Genomic DNA, 16,983 nt, shown 5'->3' with positions numbered 1-16,983 from the left:
TGAGATATTGCCATGTTGCGTATAGCCAAAGAAGCCCTGACCTTCGACGATGTTTTGTTGGTTCCGGCCCACTCTCAAGTGTTACCCCATACCGCTGATCTGCGTACTCGCCTGACCAAGGATATTGTTCTGAATATTCCTATGGTCTCTGCTGCAATGGACACTGTGACCGGTGCCCGTCTGGCAATTGCCCTGGCGCAGGAAGGTGGTCTTGGTTTTATCCACAAGAACATGTCTATCGAGCTGCAAGCCGAAAAGGTGCGCCGCGTGAAGAAGTTCGAAAGTGGTATTGTTGCCAGCCCTGTTACCGTGCATCCCGAGATGACTATTGCCGAGATCAAGGAGTTGACTCACTCCTGTGGTTTCGCCGGTTTCCCGGTGGTGACCCATGCCGGTGAACTTGAAGGCATCATCACGGGTCGTGATGTGCGTTTTGTCACCGACCTGTCCATGAAAGTCCATGAAGTGATGACCCCGAAAGCTCGTCTGGTCACGGTGCGCGAAAACGCCTCCCGTGAAGAGGTACAGAGCCTGATGCAAAAACATCGCATCGAGAAGGTCCTGATCACCGACGAGTTGTTCCACTTGCGTGGCATGATCACCGTCAAAGACTTCCAGAAGGCCGAACGCAAGCCCAATGCCTGCAAGGATGCCCTGGGGCGTCTGCGAGTTGGTGCGGCTGTAGGTGCGGGCGCCGGTAACGAAGAGCGTGTTGCCGCGCTGGTGGAAGCCGGTGTGGACGTGCTGCTCATCGACTCCTCCCACGGTCACTCCCAAGGCGTTCTGGATCGTATCCGTGCGACCCGTCTGGCTTATCCGGATCTGCAAATCATCGGTGGTAACGTGGCTACAGCTGCTGGTGCGCTGGCGCTGGCCGATGCTGGTTGCAGTGCGGTCAAGGTCGGTATCGGTCCTGGCTCCATCTGTACCACCCGGATCGTGACTGGGTGCGGTGTACCGCAAATTACCGCGGTTGCCGATGCGGTGGAAGCTCTCAAGGGCACCGGCATCCCGGTCATCGCCGATGGTGGTATCCGTTTCTCAGGCGACATCGCCAAGTCAATTGCCGCTGGTGCGCATCTGGTGATGGTCGGCTCCATGTTTGCCGGTACCGAAGAGTCACCGGGCGAGATCGAGCTGTTCCAGGGCCGCTCCTTCAAGTCCTACCGCGGTATGGGTTCGCTGGGCGCCATGTCCAAGGGCTCCTCCGATCGCTACTTCCAGTCCGATAACGCCGCTGACAAGCTGGTTCCGGAAGGGATCGAGGGTCGAGTACCCTATAAGGGACTGGTCAAGGAGATCATCCATCAACAGATGGGTGGTCTGCGCTCTGCCATGGGCCTGACCGGTAGCGCCACCATCGAGGATCTGCGGACCAAGGCCGAGTTTGTTCGTATTACCGGTGCTGGTATCAAGGAATCCCACGTCCACGACGTGACCATTACCAAGGAAGCCCCCAACTACCGCATGGGTTGATGGGCAGACAGGGCGCTTGGCGCCCTGTCTTCTTTATGTTTCGTGGCGCTGCTGTCAGCGTCGCCATTACAGTGTCAGATCAGGAAGACCATGAGCAAAAACATTCACGATCACCGTATTCTGATCCTGGACTTCGGTTCCCAGGTTACTCAACTGATTGCCCGTCGCGTGCGTGAAATCGGCGTCTACTGCGAATTGTGGGCGTGGGACGTCACCGAAGAGCAGATCCGCGAATTTAACCCGAACGGCATCATTCTCTCTGGCGGTCCGGAGTCCGTGACTGAAGCAGGCAGCCCGCGTGCGCCGCAATATGTGTTTGAAGCCGGCGTACCCGTCATGGGGATCTGCTACGGCATGCAGACCATGGCCGAGCAGCTCGGTGGCAAGGTGGAAGGATCGACGACTCACCGCGAATTTGGCTATGCCCAGATCGAGGTGAAGAGCCCCTGTGCCCTGTTTGACAAAATTGAAGATGCACTGAGCGACACTGGCACCCCCTTGCTGGATGTCTGGATGAGTCACGGTGACAAGGTCACGGCCATTCCCGAAGGCTTTGTCACCACAGCGGCCACGCCTAGCTGCCCGCATGCCGCCATGGCCGACGAGAGCCGCCGCTTCTACGGCGTACAGTTCCACCCTGAGGTGACCCACACCCGTCAGGGCGCACGCATGCTGGAGAACTTCGTCAAGCACATCTGTGGTTGTGAGGCGCTCTGGACTCCGAGCACCATCATTGATGATGCCATCGCCCGTATTCGCGAGCAGGTGGGCAGTGATGAGGTGATCCTCGGTCTTTCCGGTGGTGTCGACTCCTCCGTGGTGGCCATGCTGCTGCACCGCGCCATTGGCAAGCAACTGACCTGCGTCTTTGTGGACAACGGCTTGCTGCGCCTGAATGAAGGCGAGCAGGTGATGGAGATGTTCGGCGATCATTTCGGTCTGAATATCGTCCACGTTAAGGCCGAAGATCGTTTCCTCTCCGCTCTGGCGGGCGAGGCTGATCCGGAAGCCAAGCGCAAGATCATAGGCCGTGTCTTCGTCGAGGTCTTCGATGATGAGTCCAAGAAGCTGACCAACGTCAAGTGGCTGGCCCAAGGCACCATCTACCCGGATGTTATCGAATCTGCCGCCTCCAAGACCGGCAAGGCTCATGTCATCAAGTCCCACCATAACGTTGGCGGTCTGCCGGATGATATGAAGATGGGTCTGGTGGAGCCGCTGCGCGAGCTGTTCAAAGATGAAGTGCGCCGCGTCGGTCTGGAGCTGGGCCTGCCTTATGACATGCTCTACCGTCACCCCTTCCCGGGCCCGGGTCTGGGTGTGCGCGTGCTGGGCGAAGTCAAAAAAGAGTACTGCGATCTGCTGCGCCGCGCCGATGCCATCTTTATCGAAGAGCTGCGCAAGGCCGATCTGTACCACAAGGTGAGCCAGGCCTTCGTGGTCTTCCTGCCGGTACGCTCCGTGGGCGTAATGGGCGATGGCCGCAAGTACGACTGGGTTGTCTCCCTGCGTGCCGTGGAAACCATCGACTTTATGACAGCCCACTGGGCGCACCTGCCCTACGAGCTGCTGGGTCATGTATCCAACCGGATCATCAATGAAATCAACGGCATCAGCCGCGTGGTCTACGATGTCTCCGGCAAACCACCCGCAACCATCGAGTGGGAATAATCCCGCGCTGATCGCACAGAGTTAGATAAAAAGCCCATGGAAACATGGGCTTTTTTATTCTGGCTGCACTGGCATTGCAGAAGTTCATCGATCAGAAGACGGCGCAACAGCTTGCTCCAGCGAGGATTCGCCAGGCGGTAGCCAACTAACCGCACAACCCAGTACAGCAAAGGCGGCCAAGGCCGCCTTTGGTTTTCTTGTCTACAAATACAGGAATTTAGGTTTTAACGTGGGGATGTTTCTACGCCACAATGCAAGACTGTTCAACTACCTCAAATGCAATACGGAGTTCTTGGGGCCGGTACCTCTACCGAGAACAGGGCGGGAGCATACTTTGTTGGTTATTTAACCAAAGAATAGTTGTGCCCGATAATTATTATCCCTGCTTGCTTTTTTAGCTTGTTTCTCTGGCTCGGCGCGCTGCAATCACTCTGTTTTACGATGTTCAGAGCAAACCGTCCAAATAGCGCCATATTCTTGATCGCATCCTCCATCGCTATCATTGATGTATCCTCGTTGAACACAACATCAAGAATGTGATGCTGGCTGTTCTCGATCCGCCAATGCTGACGAATATAGTGCCCTAGCAACTTGTGCTTGGGGGATAACGAGCTGACATAGTAGGAGGTATCTACCGTTCCTTTTCCGCTGGCGCTGCGGTGACACTCAACGGCACCCTTGAGTTCAAGAATGTCCAGCATTTCTTTGACGGTTTCGATCTCCCCCTTCTTGCTAGGGGTTGCTCTCTGACTTAACACCAGACCATTTTCTGTATCGTAGGCCGTGACCAACTGAAGAGCATCCTTGGTATTTCCCCTAAATGAGCCGCGTAACACCTTGCCATCAAAGGCAATTATGGGTTTTCCCTGATGGGTGCGCTGTTCATTGACCCAGCACAGCCATGCTTCAAGCAGGGAATCGATGACAATGCAACGCAGAATGCGGGCAGTGGTGTGACGGCGCGGGATACCATTGGCAAAAGGGCGATACTGGCGCAGCCAATCGGCCTTTGAATTTCCATAGGTTTCTATGTCCCGCAGCCCTCGGCACCACTCATTATGGCGCTGATGACAAGAAACATGAATCAACAAGGTCATAGAGCGTGCCTCCTGCATGGAGACGCGATTAGATCACAGACGATCAGTCTGTTCAAATTTCATTAACAAAGTGCGATCCCGCTCTGCTACCGAGAACTGTTAGGAAGAGCGGACATTGATGACCAAGTTTAAGTATCATCCTCGGAGCGAATTAGAAGGGAACTGATCAGGCGGTCAGTAAAATGTGATTTTTTCATAAAAATTTCCCCAGTTCAGATTACGAGAAAATTCTACTTATAAAACAACCTGCTTTATGGCCTGAAAGAAGCGCCTAATGTACCAGGGGGGCCATCTTTTGACACGACAAAATATTTTAACTTATCGTGGATTATACGATAATATACCTATTTGGGGTGATACGAGCAGTGAGTGTAAATGCTGTAGTTGAAGTGAGTAAGAGTGCTTAAGATTAAGTTGAGAAAAAAATGAAACTACTTGATAAAAAGTATTACAACCTCGAACCTAACTTTGAGTACCTTAAGGACTCATTTATTTTAGGGCTAGCATGGAAAAAAACAGATGGTTTTGTAAGAACTCACAATTGGTATGCAGATCTTTTAGCGCTAGACAAGTGTGCGTTTGATATTAGTGATGAAGTCACTAATTGGTCAAGTGAGATTGAAAATGGCATCCTTAACAAAGATGATCTTGAATTGATACCTGCTCCCAAAGGAGCAACCTGGTACTTTAATAAAGGGAAGTGGACTACTAATAAAGTTGATAGAAAGCTAAGGCCTTTGGCTAATATATCAATTAAGGATCAGTCTTTTGCTACAGCCGTAACAATGTGTCTTGCTGATGCGATAGAAACGAGACAGAAAGACTGCTCATTGGGTAATCTTGGCTATGCCGGGCATGTAAAAAACAAGGTTGTTAGTTACGGGAATAGGCTTATCTGTGATTGGGACAATGAAAGGGCAAGATTTCGTTGGGGAGGAAGTGAGTATTATAGGAAGTTCTCCGCCGATTATCGAAGCTTTCTACAAAGGCCTATCTATATGGGCAGGGAAACCATAAGTAAGATTAGTGAAATTGATGATGTTTATATTGTCAGCTTGGACCTAAAAAATTTTTTTAGCTCTATAAAAATAGATCTTTTATTAGAAAAAATAAAAAAGATATCCTCTAATCACTATGGTTTAAAATTCATAAATGATAATAAATTTTGGAGTTTGGCGAGTCAGGTTTTAAATTGGAAGTGGACGGAAGACTCTTTATCATTACTTGAGCTTTTGGATTTAAAAGAAGAAAATGTTGGACTTCCTCAAGGTTTATCGTCTGCTGGAGCTCTGGCGAATGCATATCTCATTGAGTTTGATGAATCTTTAATTTCTAAGCTTCGTAATAAGATAGAAGATAGCAAAATTGTACTGCATGATTATTGTCGATATGTCGATGATATTAGATTGGTAATTTCTGGAGAGGCACTAACAAATGAAACTATTAAAGAGTCCATTCACGGATTGGTTCAGAGTGTTCTCGATGAAACATTGGATCAAGATGAGTCAGATAATGAGCCATACTTAAAAATTAACGATGAAAAAACTTATATTTTTGAGCTTTCTGATGTTGATAACGGAAGTGGCCTCACAAATCAAATTAATGAAATTCAGCATGAAGTAGGAGTTTCGAGCATCCCAGAGCGTAACGGACTAGATAATAATATACCGGCACTTCAACAATTATTACTGGCCGAACAAGATAATTTTTCAGATGATATTGATGATTTATTTCCTGGGTTTAATAATGACAAGTCGATTAAAGTAGAATCTTTACGTAGATTTTCTGCTCATAGGCTGGAAACAAGTTTGGCTAAAAAAAGCAAGCTAATTTCTCCTGAAGAGAGAAAGCAATTCGATAATGAATCTGCACTTATTGCAAAAAAACTATTAAAAGCTTGGCTAAAAGATCCATCGATTATGGTCATCTTTCGCAAAGCGATCACAATAAATCCTAATTTAGATGCTTATAGTACCATTCTTGAAATTGTTTATTCAAGAATACGATCTAATCGTGACAGTCGTGATAAATATATCATGTTATATCTTCTTTCTGATATATTCCGCAGCGTCGTTGACATCTATCGAAATCTACGCCCAGAAAACGTTGCTGATTATCAAAAATTGATGAGTGAAGTTACATCATTTGCCCAAAAACTACTTTCTTGTAAATCTGTTATTCCAAACTATGCATATCAGCAAGCACTACTTTATCTCGCAGTGATCAATAGGCCGTTTATATCTAGTAATAAATCTTCTCCTGATCTTGCAAAGCTTCAAAGCGTCTTAATTAAACAGCAGTTAGAACCTTTGAATAGTAGCGATGGATACCTATTTGAGTTATCTGCTCAGATTAGTAATGACTACCAAGCAAATGCCGCTTTTCTACTTTCTCATGCAAATACGAACAAAGTAGTAGATTCAATCATAAAGAAATTTGCTTTCCGTGGAGGTAAATTCTGGAATACAATTTGGAAAGAAATTATTCGGATGCAAAATAAAGACAGGATTAACGAATTTAGGTGGGCTATATCAAAATATGAGTCAAAACCAAATAGTTCGGAGCATTATCTTTCATCAGTGATTAGTTTCAAGGAAAACCCATTTAAATACGAACATGCGCTTCTCAAGCTAGGCATGGCATTAGTTGATATTTTTAATGATACAGAGAGTCACGCATGGCCACCTGATGGTAAGCAGTATTCCCCACATGAAATAAAAGTAAAATTAGACGGTAACTCAACCTCATGGAGTGAATTATGGCGTCCAAATGTTAGTATTTCATGCTCGATAGATAAAAAAGGTGAAATAGCTAAAGACCCACGCTATGAAAGCCCTAAGTGGTTGGTAAATTATCCACACACCCAAAAAGAGGAACAAAAAATTTATTGGGTTTGCAGTGTGCTAAGAAGTGCTGCTTTAGGTAATGTAGATTATACCCAGCGAAATGATTTAAAGCTCGATAGAGAAAAATATGATGGTATCCATTCTCAGTTTTACAAGCGACGTATGGGTATGTTACACACGCCAGAGTCAATTGTTGGTTCGTATGGAACTATAACTGATTGGTTTGCAAGTTTTCTTCAGCATGGATTGCAATGGCCCGGCTTTTCTTCTTCGTACATAAACCAAGAAGATATATTGTCAATTACTAGCCTTGGTGAGTTTAAAGACTGTTTGTCGAAAAGGCTAGGTTACTTAAACACGCAGATATGCAATTCATCGAATGTTCCGACCTTACCGACTGTTGTTAATAGGCCTGAATTAGCATCTAACCATTTTAGAATTGTTACGGTTCAGCAATTATTTCCTAAGGATAAGAATTTTCACCCTTCTGATGTGACACTGGATAATCCCGATGTGCGCTGGAGGCATAGAGAGCATCTTGCGGAAATTTGTAAGATAACGGAGCAGACTTTAAATGCAAAACTTAAAACTGAGTCTAGGGATCATGCAAGCACTGCTGATTTGATTGTCTTTTCTGAATTGGCCGTTCACCCAGAAGATGAAGATATAGTAAGAGCACTTGCATTTAGAACCAAAGCCATCATTTTTTCCGGCTTTGTCTTCTGTGAACAAGATGGTCGAATAGTTAACAAAGCTCGCTGGATTATTCCAGACTCTTCCGAGTTTGGTGCTCAATGGCGTGTTCGTGATCAGGGGAAGTATCATATGACCAGTGATGAAGTGACTCTTGGCGTTCAAGGATATAGACCATCCCAACATATCATTTCAATTGAGGGTCACCCCGAAGGGCCATTTAAATTAACTGGTGCGATTTGCTACGATGCAACAGATATAAAGCTTGCTGCAGATCTGAGAGATTTGACTGACATGTTTGTCATTGCCGCGTACAACAAAGATGTAGACACATTTGATAATATGGCTTCAGCTCTGCAATGGCATATGTATCAGCATGTTGTTATTACGAATACGGGAGAGTATGGAGGTTCAACTATGCAAGCCCCATATAAAGAGAAACATCACAAATTGATTTCTCATGCTCATGGAACTGGCCAAATAGCAATTAGCACTGCTGATATAGATTTGGCAGCATTTAGGCGAAAGCTGGAAATATATAAAAAGACCAAAACTCAGCCTGCCGGATTTAATCGAAAACATTGAGGGTTATTATGGATACATTAGTTAATTTAGCTACGATTGCTTCCCCGTTAGTGAGTGCTGGGGTAGCTATTTGGGCGATTTTAGTTGCAAAAAAAACCATAAGTGAAAGCAAAGAAATTGCTAAGAAAACCATTGCAGATACGGCCTACCAAGCATATTTGCAATTAGCCATGGACAACCCACAGTTTTCGAAAGGCTACCGTGCAGATTGTAGGCAGGAGCGAGACCCAATGTATGACCAATATGTTTGGTACGTGGCCAGAATGATATTCTGCTTTGAGAAAATCATTGAGGTTGAAGGAAACTTGAAAGATAGCTCTTGGGCAAATACGTTGGAAAAACATTTGAAGTTTCATGCAGAACATTTTAAGAAAACTAAAGTTGTCGAAGAGACGCTCTATATTGCCCCAATTCTGGATCTCATAAAATGTGCGGCTAAGTGAGAATTGTACAGATCTAGTAATCACCTGACACGGCATGGTTTCGTTTTATTCTGAGAAACGGTGATGACTGAAAACTGGTTAGCTATCCTATCATCTTGATCTGATAGCGGGTATTTCTGCCGCCACCCGGTAATTTCTCAATACAGCCTTTCTCCAACAAGTCGGCCAGATGGCGTGTGGCGGTGGCTTTACTGACCTTGGCTACCTTCTGATAGTGGCTGGCGCTAATGCCTTGTAAAAAGCCGTTCTCGCCACCGTCTAGCAGCCGATTTAGCACCTTGATCTGCTCGGCACTCAGGGGATCACTGGCGTGTTGTTGCCAGAACCGGCTCTTGGCCAGGGTGCGGGTGATCGCCTGCTGGGCCTGTTCCAATGTCGCATTCAATGTATCCAGAAACCAGACCAACCAGGTGGTGATACACAGGCCACCTTTCTGGGTCTGCTCCAGAACGCGATAGTAATTGGCACGTTGTTCCAGGATCGCCACCGACATGGCATATAGACGGATACTCTGGCTATCAGCCTGGGAGAGTGCCAGATCGGTGAGGGCGCGGGTGATGCGACCATTGCCATCATCAAATGGGTGCAAGGTGACAAACCAGAGGTGGCAGATGGCGGCGCGCAGCAGTGGATCTTGGCTGGGGTCGTTCAGGCTGGTATTAAACCAGTCGATAAAGGCGGCCAGTGCCTGCTCAAGCCCCTGGCGTGGTGGGGCCTCGAAATGCACGGTCGGGCGATCCAGTCGTCCGGATACCACCTGCATCGGCTCTTCACCGCGCAGCTGGCCCACGCGCACTCGCTGTACTGTCCAGTCAGCGGCGGGAAACAACCACTGATGCCACTGTAGCAGGCGCTCCAGCGTCAGCGGCTGATGTCGATTGTCGATGGCATCGAGCATCATCGCGGCCAGGCCTTCGGAACGATCCGAGATGGGGTAGGGCTGCTCTTCGGATACGCCAAGCCGGCGGGCCAGAGATGAGCGCACCGATTGGGCATTGAGCCGTTCATCTTCAATGGCCGAGGAGGCGAGGATATTCGCCAGCAGGGTATCGAGCGCCTGGTCTTGTTGTGCCAGTGTAGAGCCGTAAGCAGAATGGGTGCCCAGCAGCAGGCCCAGATTGCGTTGCGCCGCCCGTAGCCGTGACTGTAGCGGTTCATCCTGCCAGCAAAAGTGCGGCCAGCCTTGCTGTTGCCAGATCCAGTTAGCGGTCATCTGCCTGCCCATTCCTTTTCGGTTACACGATCACGCCAGATGAGCCGAATCAAACGCATATTCGGCTCACGCAATGAGCCGATAGTAACGGTGATTCGGCTCACGACACAACTGGCATAGCGGAATTAATCACTGTGATTGCCTATTTCTGTATTAGCCAAGCGATTCAATCGGCTGTAGCTATGGCGCATACCTCGGCGTGTATAATTCCATTATCTTGTGTATTAACTCCAATAGTTAAGTTTAAGGCCCCATATGTGGGATTTAATTGTCAGCAAAACAGTGATGGTGGCTAGCTTTCCAGCCAGCTGTAATTGGCTTAAAAATGATCTCCCTGAGCCATGATGAGGAGGGAATCTTTGGTATTCCCGCATGGATGTTGAGCCGATAATGGTGCTGATTCGGCTCACCGCACATCAGGCGTCACGACAGGTATTACGAATACTCCGGACATGATTCGCCTCGATGGTGTGGGTTTGAATGTCCCGGGTAACAAAATAGGCGATCCGCATCACGATTCTCTATAATGCTGGTCCTTTAGTGGCCGCGGGGTATTGCCCGCTAGCCTGCCTGGCCGCTGGTCTGCCTATCTAATTAGTGGCCGCCCCAATTGAGAAACTGTTATGCATACTCTCGAGTTGTTGCGCTCAGGTGCGTTGAGCGGTGCTCGTCGCTTGACGTTGAGTGAAAATCTCACCTCCTTTCCCCTGGAGATCCTGAGCCTGAAGGATTCACTGGAGGTGCTGGATCTGAGCGGCAATCAGCTCTCCGAATTGCCTGATGTGCTGGCCGAGTGTCGCAAGCTGCGCATCATTTTCTGCTCCGAGAATAACTTCACCCGCTTGCCTGAAGTGTTGGGGTCTTGCCCGGCACTGACCATGATCGGTTTTAAGGCCAACCGCATCCGCGAGGTGCCGGCTGCAGCGTTGCCGGCCAATTTGCGCTGGCTGGTGCTGACCGATAACCAGATAGAAACGCTGCCCGATGAGTTGGGCCAGTGTCATCAGCTGCAAAAATTGATGCTCTCTGGTAACCGGCTCGAGGGCTTGCCAGCGAGCTTGGCCAATTGTCAGCGCCTTGAGCTGGTGCGCTTGGCGGCTAATCGGCTGACCGTACTGCCAGCCTGGCTGCTGGCGCTGCCGCGCCTGAGCTGGCTGGCATTTGCTGGCAACCCTTGCTGCGAACCGCCCCGGCGAACCGAGGCGGTAACGAGCGTTCCGTGGGCCGAGCTAAACCTCGGGGAGCAGCTCGGAGAGGGCGCCTCGGGCCGGATCATCTCGGCCAACTGGCAGCAGGCGAGCGCTCTTCAGCCGGTGGCGGTGAAATGTTTCAAGGGTGATATGACCAGCGATGGCTTGCCGCAAAGCGAGATGGCGGCGGCGCTGGCGGCGGGGCTTCACCCGGGCTTAATCGAGCTGGTTGGTGAAATTGGCGATCATCCTGCAGGTATCCCGGCGTTGGTGATGGCCCTGATTGCCCCGGAGTTTTCCGTTTTATCCGGGCCACCGAGTCTCGACTCTTGTACCCGTGATATCTACGATCCCGGATTTGCCCTGTCGCTCCCGGCAATGCTGGGCATCGCTGAACAGGTGGCCTCGGTGGCGGCACATCTGCACAGTCGTGGCATCCTGCATGGCGATCTCTACGGCCACAATATCCTGCACGATGGCCAAGGTAGAGCCTTGCTGGGTGATTTCGGGGCTGCCTCGTTCTATCTGGCGGGCAGTTCCGGAGCGGCGCTCGAGCGTCTGGAGGTTCGCGCCTTCGGCTGTCTGCTCGAAGAGCTGATGGCTCACTGCCAACTGCCAGTTTCCCTACGCCACGAGCTGACGGTGCTGATGCATGACTGCTTGCAGGAAGTGGTGACGGCTAGACCGGATTTTGCCAGCGTGCATGCCCGATTACTGCGGATGGCCCGTTCAGCATGGGCTGCAGCTTCAACCCCTGTTGGAGAGATAGTAGAGACGGATTCCGTTCTCACTGGTTGATAGCAACCTTATGGGCTGCGATTTGAATTAACGCGCCATCCCGATTGGCTCGTAGCCCGGCAGGTTCGCGCTGTCGCACCTGAGCTGTGGCAAGAGGGCGTGGAGCCCCATGCGTTTGACGCGTTAACCAGCCGTGCCTGGTCCTGGGTCATCCAGACCAGCAAGAGGCAATTGTGTCGGTGACAACGAGGAGGGATCTGCGACTGGCCGCCGTTTCCGACGCGATCGGTCGCGGCACAGGCGCATCACCTCCTGTTGCTCGGCGCTCGTCATCTTTTGCCAGTTAAAGCGCTCCTGCCGCGAGCGAAAACAACCAAGACAGTAGCCTCGCTCATCCATCTGGCAGACCCCGATGCAGGGGTTGCCTAGCTCGAACAGCTCTAGCTGGCTGGCCATGTCGTGGGTTAGCGGATCACGACAGCGGTGCCGCTGATGCTGACCATCAGCATGCCACCGTTGGGACCGACCACTTCATAATCCAGATCGATACCAACCACGGCATTGGCACCAAGTGCCGCAGCCCGTTCAGATAGCTCTGCCATGGCGATTTCGCGTGCCTTGGCCAGCTCTTTTTCATAGGCGCCAGAGCGTCCACCAATGATGTCGCGGATCCCGGCAAACAGATCCTTGAAGATATTGGCACCCAGAATGGCTTCACCGACGACAATGCCGCGGTAGTCGATAATCTGCTTACCTTCAAGAGTCGGTGTGGTAGAGAGTATCATGATGGCTCCTTGATCTGAGGGAATGAGATGTGAGGCCAGCATAGCAGCCTGGCCGGACGGCGGGAATGCTGCCGACAACGGGAATGATGGGTAGAAAAAAGGCGCAGGGGATACCTGCGCCGAAACGGAGTAAAGGACTTAGTCTTACCATCAATCCAGCAGTTTGCGATGCAAACGCTGAATGATCTCCTCAGCCTGATCCTCGCGAACCAGAAAGCAGAGATTGTGGGCGCTGGCACCGTAGCAGATCATGCGGATGTTGACGTCATCGACGGCAGCAAACACACGGCTTCCGGCGCCGCTGATCTCGCTCATCTGATTTCCGATGAGGGCGACCAACGCCAAATTATGTTCCACCTTGACCTTACACAGGGCGCCCAACTCGGCGAGGACGTCTTCGCCGAGCACGGATTTGCCACTAGATTGGCTACCGGTGTGATCCAGGGTCAGCGCGACGCTGACTTCAGAGGTAGTGATGAGGTCCACTGAAATGCGATGGCGGGCCAGGATCGAGAATACTTCGGCCAGAAAGCCGCACGCGCCGAGCATATTCGGGCTCTGCAGGGTCAACAGCACCTGGTTGCGACGCAGTGCCACGGCACGGAATAGGGGGGTGGATTCGGTACTGGAGCGCACCCAGGTGCCGCCGGCTGCCGGATCTTTACTCGAACCGACAAATACTGGAATGTTGCGGCGTACCGCGGGTTGCAAGGTGGAGGGGTGCAAGACCTTGGCACCAAAAGTGGCCATCTCGGCCGCCTCCGCAAAGCTGATTTCAGGGATGGGGCGCGCGCTTTTCACCATCCGCGGATCCGTGGTGTAGATACCCGGAACATCGGTCCAGATCTCCAGTTCGCTGACATTCAAGGCTTCCGCCAGCAGGGCGGCGCTGTAATCGCTGCCACCACGCCCCAGGGTCGTGGTCTGGCCTTCGGCGTTAGCACCGATGAAGCCCTGGGTGATGACGAAATGATCGGCTAGCAGCGGCGCCATTTCCTGTTGTGCCAGAGCTCGCAGCGCTTCAATGGCCGGGGTGGCTTTGCCGAACCGGCTGTCGGTACGCATCACTTTGCGTACGTCAAACCAGACTGCAGAATGGCCTTGCTGGTTCATCAGTTCGGTGAACAGGCGCGTGGACATCAGCTCACCCTGCGCCACCATGCGATCGACCAGGGCGGCATCGGTTGCGACTGTGGCTTGAGCCGACAGATCGCGAACCTCGTCCAGCATGTCACGGATCGTTTGCGTCAGCGCTGCGGGTTGGCCCAAGGCATCCAGGATATGGAATTGAATATCGGTGAGTCGTTGCAGGCGATCCTCGCGTTCCGCGACATCCAAGGTGCCCTGGGAGAGATCGACCAACAGATTGGTCACGCCAGCGCTGGCGCTCAGGACAACGACGCGGGTCTTGGGATTATTGACGACGACTTGAGCACAACGGCTCATGGCGTCGGCATTGGCAACACTGGTACCGCCAAACTTGGCTACGCAAAGCTGGTTCACGACTGAACTCCTGAATAAAACCGTTAAAAATTCCGTTTAACTTTTAAACCAGGTGTGACCAGAAAGACGCGGCTGTACGGCGGGAAAGAAAATTCCTGCCAGAAGCACTTCACCCTAAGGGTGACAGCCCGAGGGATTCAGCCCTCGCAGCCGACTCATCAGCGATTCAGTCACTGACTGGTCTCGGCGTTGCACCCCCTGGGCGGTTATCGATGGAGACTGACCTCCTCCTACCGCTGACCTGGGCAACGCGCCTCTTCTGGTCCCCGCTGGCGCGGGGTGTCTGACAGAAATAACCGGTCTGGCTATCAACTGTCAATCTTCAACTCACATCTGTTACCAAAAAATGATGTAACCGCATCCAGAAAGCCATTTCAAATCGTGATCTGGATTGTATTTTTATGTTAATCAGATGAAAACATGACTGATTTATGTGACCGGTTCCACGATTCATTCGGTACTGCGCTGCTATATTACGCCGCGTGGAAACCAGAAATCTCCATTGCCAAAACGGGGCCGGTAAATTTGTCGGCCCCGTCTTTTTTTATATGGTTTTCAACAAGATTTTCGAACGACGCTGATAGTTATACAGCTTCTGCTTCGCCACGGGCAGGTCTGTCACCTCGACCGGTTCGAAACCGCGCTCACGGAACCAGTGAATGGAGCGCGTGGTCAGCACAAACAGTTTCTGGATGTTTTGCCGCCGAGCGTGTTCTTCAATCTTGGCCACCATGCGATCCCCGCGGTTTGAGCTGCGGTACTCCGGATGGATCGCCACACAGGCCATTTCCGCCATAGCTTCTTCCGGGAACGGGTAGAGCGCAGCACAACCAATCACCAAGCCATCCCGCTCTATGATGCAGAAGTGGTCAATTTCCATTTCCAGCTGCTCCCGCGAGCGACGAACCAGAATGCCTTCCTCTTCCAGGGGGCGGATTAGATCCAGAATGCCGCCAATATCATCAATGGTTGCGCTGCGAGCCTGTTCGGCACTCTGCCGTACGATCTGGGTGCCTACGCCATCCCGAGTAAACAACTCCTGCAACAAGGCGCCATCTTCCTTGTAACTGACCAAGTGGCAGCGTGGTACGCCGGCCCGGCAAGATGCGATCGCGGCATGGAAGTAACGCGCCGTTCCCGAGCTGTCATCACCTTGTTGTTCCAGCGCGACCAGATATTCTTCAGCCTGCTCGGGGAACAATTCGGAAACCACCTGACCGGACTGACCGATGACCCCTTGTGACGAGCAAAAGGCGATTAACTTGTCGGCCTTGAGGTGAATGGCGACCTGAGCGGCAATCTCTTCGGCGTTGACGCTGAAGCTTTCTCCGGTCACCGAGAAACCCACCGGTGAAATCAGCACGATGGCATTTTGTTCCAGTTGGCGACGGATGCCTTCACTGTCGATCCGGCGTACCCGGCCACTATGGCAGTAATCGATACCATCATCGACGCCAATCGGCTGGGCGGTGACAAAGTTGCCGCTGACCACATTCAGGCGGGCACCCTGCATCGGTGTGTTGATGAGTCCCATGGAGAGACGAGATGTGATCTCCAGCTGCAAGCCACCGCAGACCTGCTTGATGATGCGGAAACTGTCGCTATCGGTGACGCGGATACGTTTGTGAAAGCGAGAGCGAATACCGGCATTTGCCAAGGAGCCATCGATTTGCGGGCGCGCACCAAACACCAGCACCAGGCGAATGCCCAGGCTTTGTAGCAATGCGATATCGGCCACTATGTCATTGAAGTTATCATCGGCAATGGTTTCACCGCCGATCATGATGACAAAGGTGGAACCTCTATGATGATTGACATAGGGGGTCGAGTGGCGAAACGCATTAACCAGCACCGCATCTCTTTCGCGAACCATCTGTGTATCCCTTTATCCCTGCGCTAAAATTTGGCGTTATCATCGGGAAAAAACGCCGACTCTGCAAGTATAAATAATCATTAAAAGTGATTTTTTATGTGACTGCGAGCTTCAGCCTGAATGTTCGAACATCGTGCGGCTGACGAGCGGGATCCGCGGCAATGGACGAGGAGGAGCCCGATGGCCGGATATGATCCGCTTCACCGCAATCAGCTTTTCACAAGCGTATGATAATCCGATATAAATATGATGTTGTGATTTCAGCCGCCACGACTTGGTTCTGTTACCAAGACAGGGCAAACTAAGTTCAGTATTGAATTCAGCACCGACGCAAAGGACTACAGGATGTTAAGCAAACACGTCAGCTTTATTGTCGATCAGAAGGGGCAACGTCGCGCGGCCGTGGTTCCTATTGAAATATTCGATGAGTTGATGGCGTTGCAGCGAGCATTGGCAACGAGTACGCCGGGGGAGCGCGAGCGCTATTATTTTAGTGTGAAAGGTGCTGAAGCCTGTGGTTATCCGGTCGGCGCGCGGCAAAAGCCGGGGTTCGTGGTGATGTCCGGTTCGCGGGTCAATAACGAACAGGCGGATTCCTTGCGTGAGCCCGTGATTGAGCTCAAGCGGACACTGCTGGACAAGGGGGTTTTGATTGCCGAAGGGGAGGGCTATCGCTTCACCCAGGATCAGCTGTTCAACAGCCCGAGCCTGGCTGCCAGCTTGATCGCCGGCAATAATCGCAGTGGACTGGATGCCTGGAGTAACCAGGAGGGGTTCACCCTCAAGCAGTCGGGGTTTGGGAAAAAGGAGCCATAGGCTCGAGCCTGTTCCTGTTGATTGCTCCTTAGTGTGCCTCTGATGGTCTCCCAT

Annotated in this window: 11 protein-coding genes, 1 pseudogene and 1 riboswitch; of the genes and pseudogenes, 6 read left to right on the top strand and 6 right to left on the bottom strand. The window is 51.1% G+C overall.

Annotation, left to right across the window (positions count from 1 at the left end; all coding sequences use genetic code 11):
- Positions 1–12: 12 nt before the first annotated feature.
- Together guaB and guaA are read left to right on the top strand one after the other, a co-directional pair.
- Entirely contained in the window at positions 13–1,476 is a 1,464-nt protein-coding gene (gene guaB, locus ACZYUB_RS13735) for an IMP dehydrogenase (protein WP_463948734.1), read from the top strand.
- 90 nt (positions 1,477–1,566) lie between these two features.
- Positions 1,567–3,147 carry a glutamine-hydrolyzing GMP synthase gene (gene guaA / locus ACZYUB_RS13730; protein WP_463948732.1) on the top strand — a complete coding sequence of 527 codons (1,581 nt, stop codon included), beginning with the start codon at positions 1,567–1,569 and terminating at the stop codon, positions 3,145–3,147.
- A 345-nt stretch (positions 3,148–3,492) separates the two neighbouring features.
- Here the strand turns inward: guaA and ACZYUB_RS13725 are convergent.
- Positions 3,493–4,228 (bottom strand): annotated as a pseudogene (locus ACZYUB_RS13725) (ISAs1 family transposase); the annotation flags it as partial.
- Positions 4,229–4,669: 441 nt separating this feature from the next.
- Between ACZYUB_RS13725 and ACZYUB_RS13720 the strand changes: the two are divergent.
- Together ACZYUB_RS13720 and ACZYUB_RS13715 are read left to right on the top strand one after the other, a co-directional pair.
- Positions 4,670–8,368, top strand: coding sequence for an RNA-directed DNA polymerase (locus ACZYUB_RS13720; RefSeq protein WP_463948729.1), 3,699 nt, complete (start codon positions 4,670–4,672; stop codon positions 8,366–8,368).
- 8 nt (positions 8,369–8,376) lie between these two features.
- Positions 8,377–8,811, top strand: a complete 435-nt coding sequence (locus ACZYUB_RS13715; RefSeq protein ID WP_463948728.1) for a hypothetical protein — start codon at positions 8,377–8,379, stop codon at positions 8,809–8,811.
- Positions 8,812–8,893: 82 nt separating this feature from the next.
- On the opposite strand, the gene ACZYUB_RS13710 is transcribed toward ACZYUB_RS13715, so the two are convergent.
- Positions 8,894–10,024 (bottom strand): Fic family protein, encoded by a 1,131-nt coding sequence (locus ACZYUB_RS13710; protein ID WP_463948726.1) that lies wholly within the window; start codon positions 10,022–10,024, stop codon positions 8,894–8,896.
- A gap of 623 nt (positions 10,025–10,647) precedes the next feature.
- On the opposite strand from ACZYUB_RS13710, the gene ACZYUB_RS13705 reads away from it, so the two are divergent.
- Positions 10,648–12,012: a leucine-rich repeat-containing protein kinase family protein gene (locus tag ACZYUB_RS13705; RefSeq protein WP_463948724.1), complete on the top strand. Its 1,365-nt coding sequence runs from the start codon at positions 10,648–10,650 to the stop codon at positions 12,010–12,012.
- Between the two features lie 123 nt (positions 12,013–12,135).
- Here the strand turns inward: ACZYUB_RS13705 and ACZYUB_RS13700 are convergent, their stop codons facing one another.
- The 4 genes from ACZYUB_RS13700 to argA form a co-directional block, all read right to left on the bottom strand.
- Positions 12,136–12,408 (bottom strand): DUF1289 domain-containing protein, encoded by a 273-nt coding sequence (locus ACZYUB_RS13700; protein WP_463948723.1) that lies wholly within the window; start codon positions 12,406–12,408, stop codon positions 12,136–12,138.
- A gap of 8 nt (positions 12,409–12,416) precedes the next feature.
- Entirely contained in the window at positions 12,417–12,737 is a 321-nt protein-coding gene (locus ACZYUB_RS13695; protein WP_460884299.1) for a heavy metal-binding domain-containing protein, read from the bottom strand.
- 150 nt (positions 12,738–12,887) lie between these two features.
- Positions 12,888–14,240, bottom strand: coding sequence for a lysine-sensitive aspartokinase 3 (gene lysC / locus ACZYUB_RS13690; RefSeq protein ID WP_463948721.1), 1,353 nt, complete (start codon positions 14,238–14,240; stop codon positions 12,888–12,890).
- A gap of 94 nt (positions 14,241–14,334) precedes the next feature.
- Positions 14,335–14,507, bottom strand: a riboswitch (Lysine riboswitch).
- 277 nt (positions 14,508–14,784) lie between these two features.
- Entirely contained in the window at positions 14,785–16,113 is a 1,329-nt protein-coding gene (gene argA, locus ACZYUB_RS13685; protein WP_460884301.1) for an amino-acid N-acetyltransferase, read from the bottom strand.
- Between the two features lie 345 nt (positions 16,114–16,458).
- Here argA and ACZYUB_RS13680 point away from each other — a divergent pair, with 345 nt between their 5' ends.
- Complete coding sequence (locus ACZYUB_RS13680) at positions 16,459–16,929, top strand: DUF4357 domain-containing protein (protein WP_463948719.1); 471 nt, start codon at positions 16,459–16,461, stop codon at positions 16,927–16,929.
- The last annotated feature ends 54 nt before the right edge of the window (positions 16,930–16,983 follow it).

It is taken from the genome of Pseudaeromonas sp. HNCC25DJ182 (genome assembly GCF_055413365.1).
The sequence above is the reverse complement of the archived record's forward strand: the minus strand, read 5'-3'. Positions and strand labels throughout refer to the sequence as shown.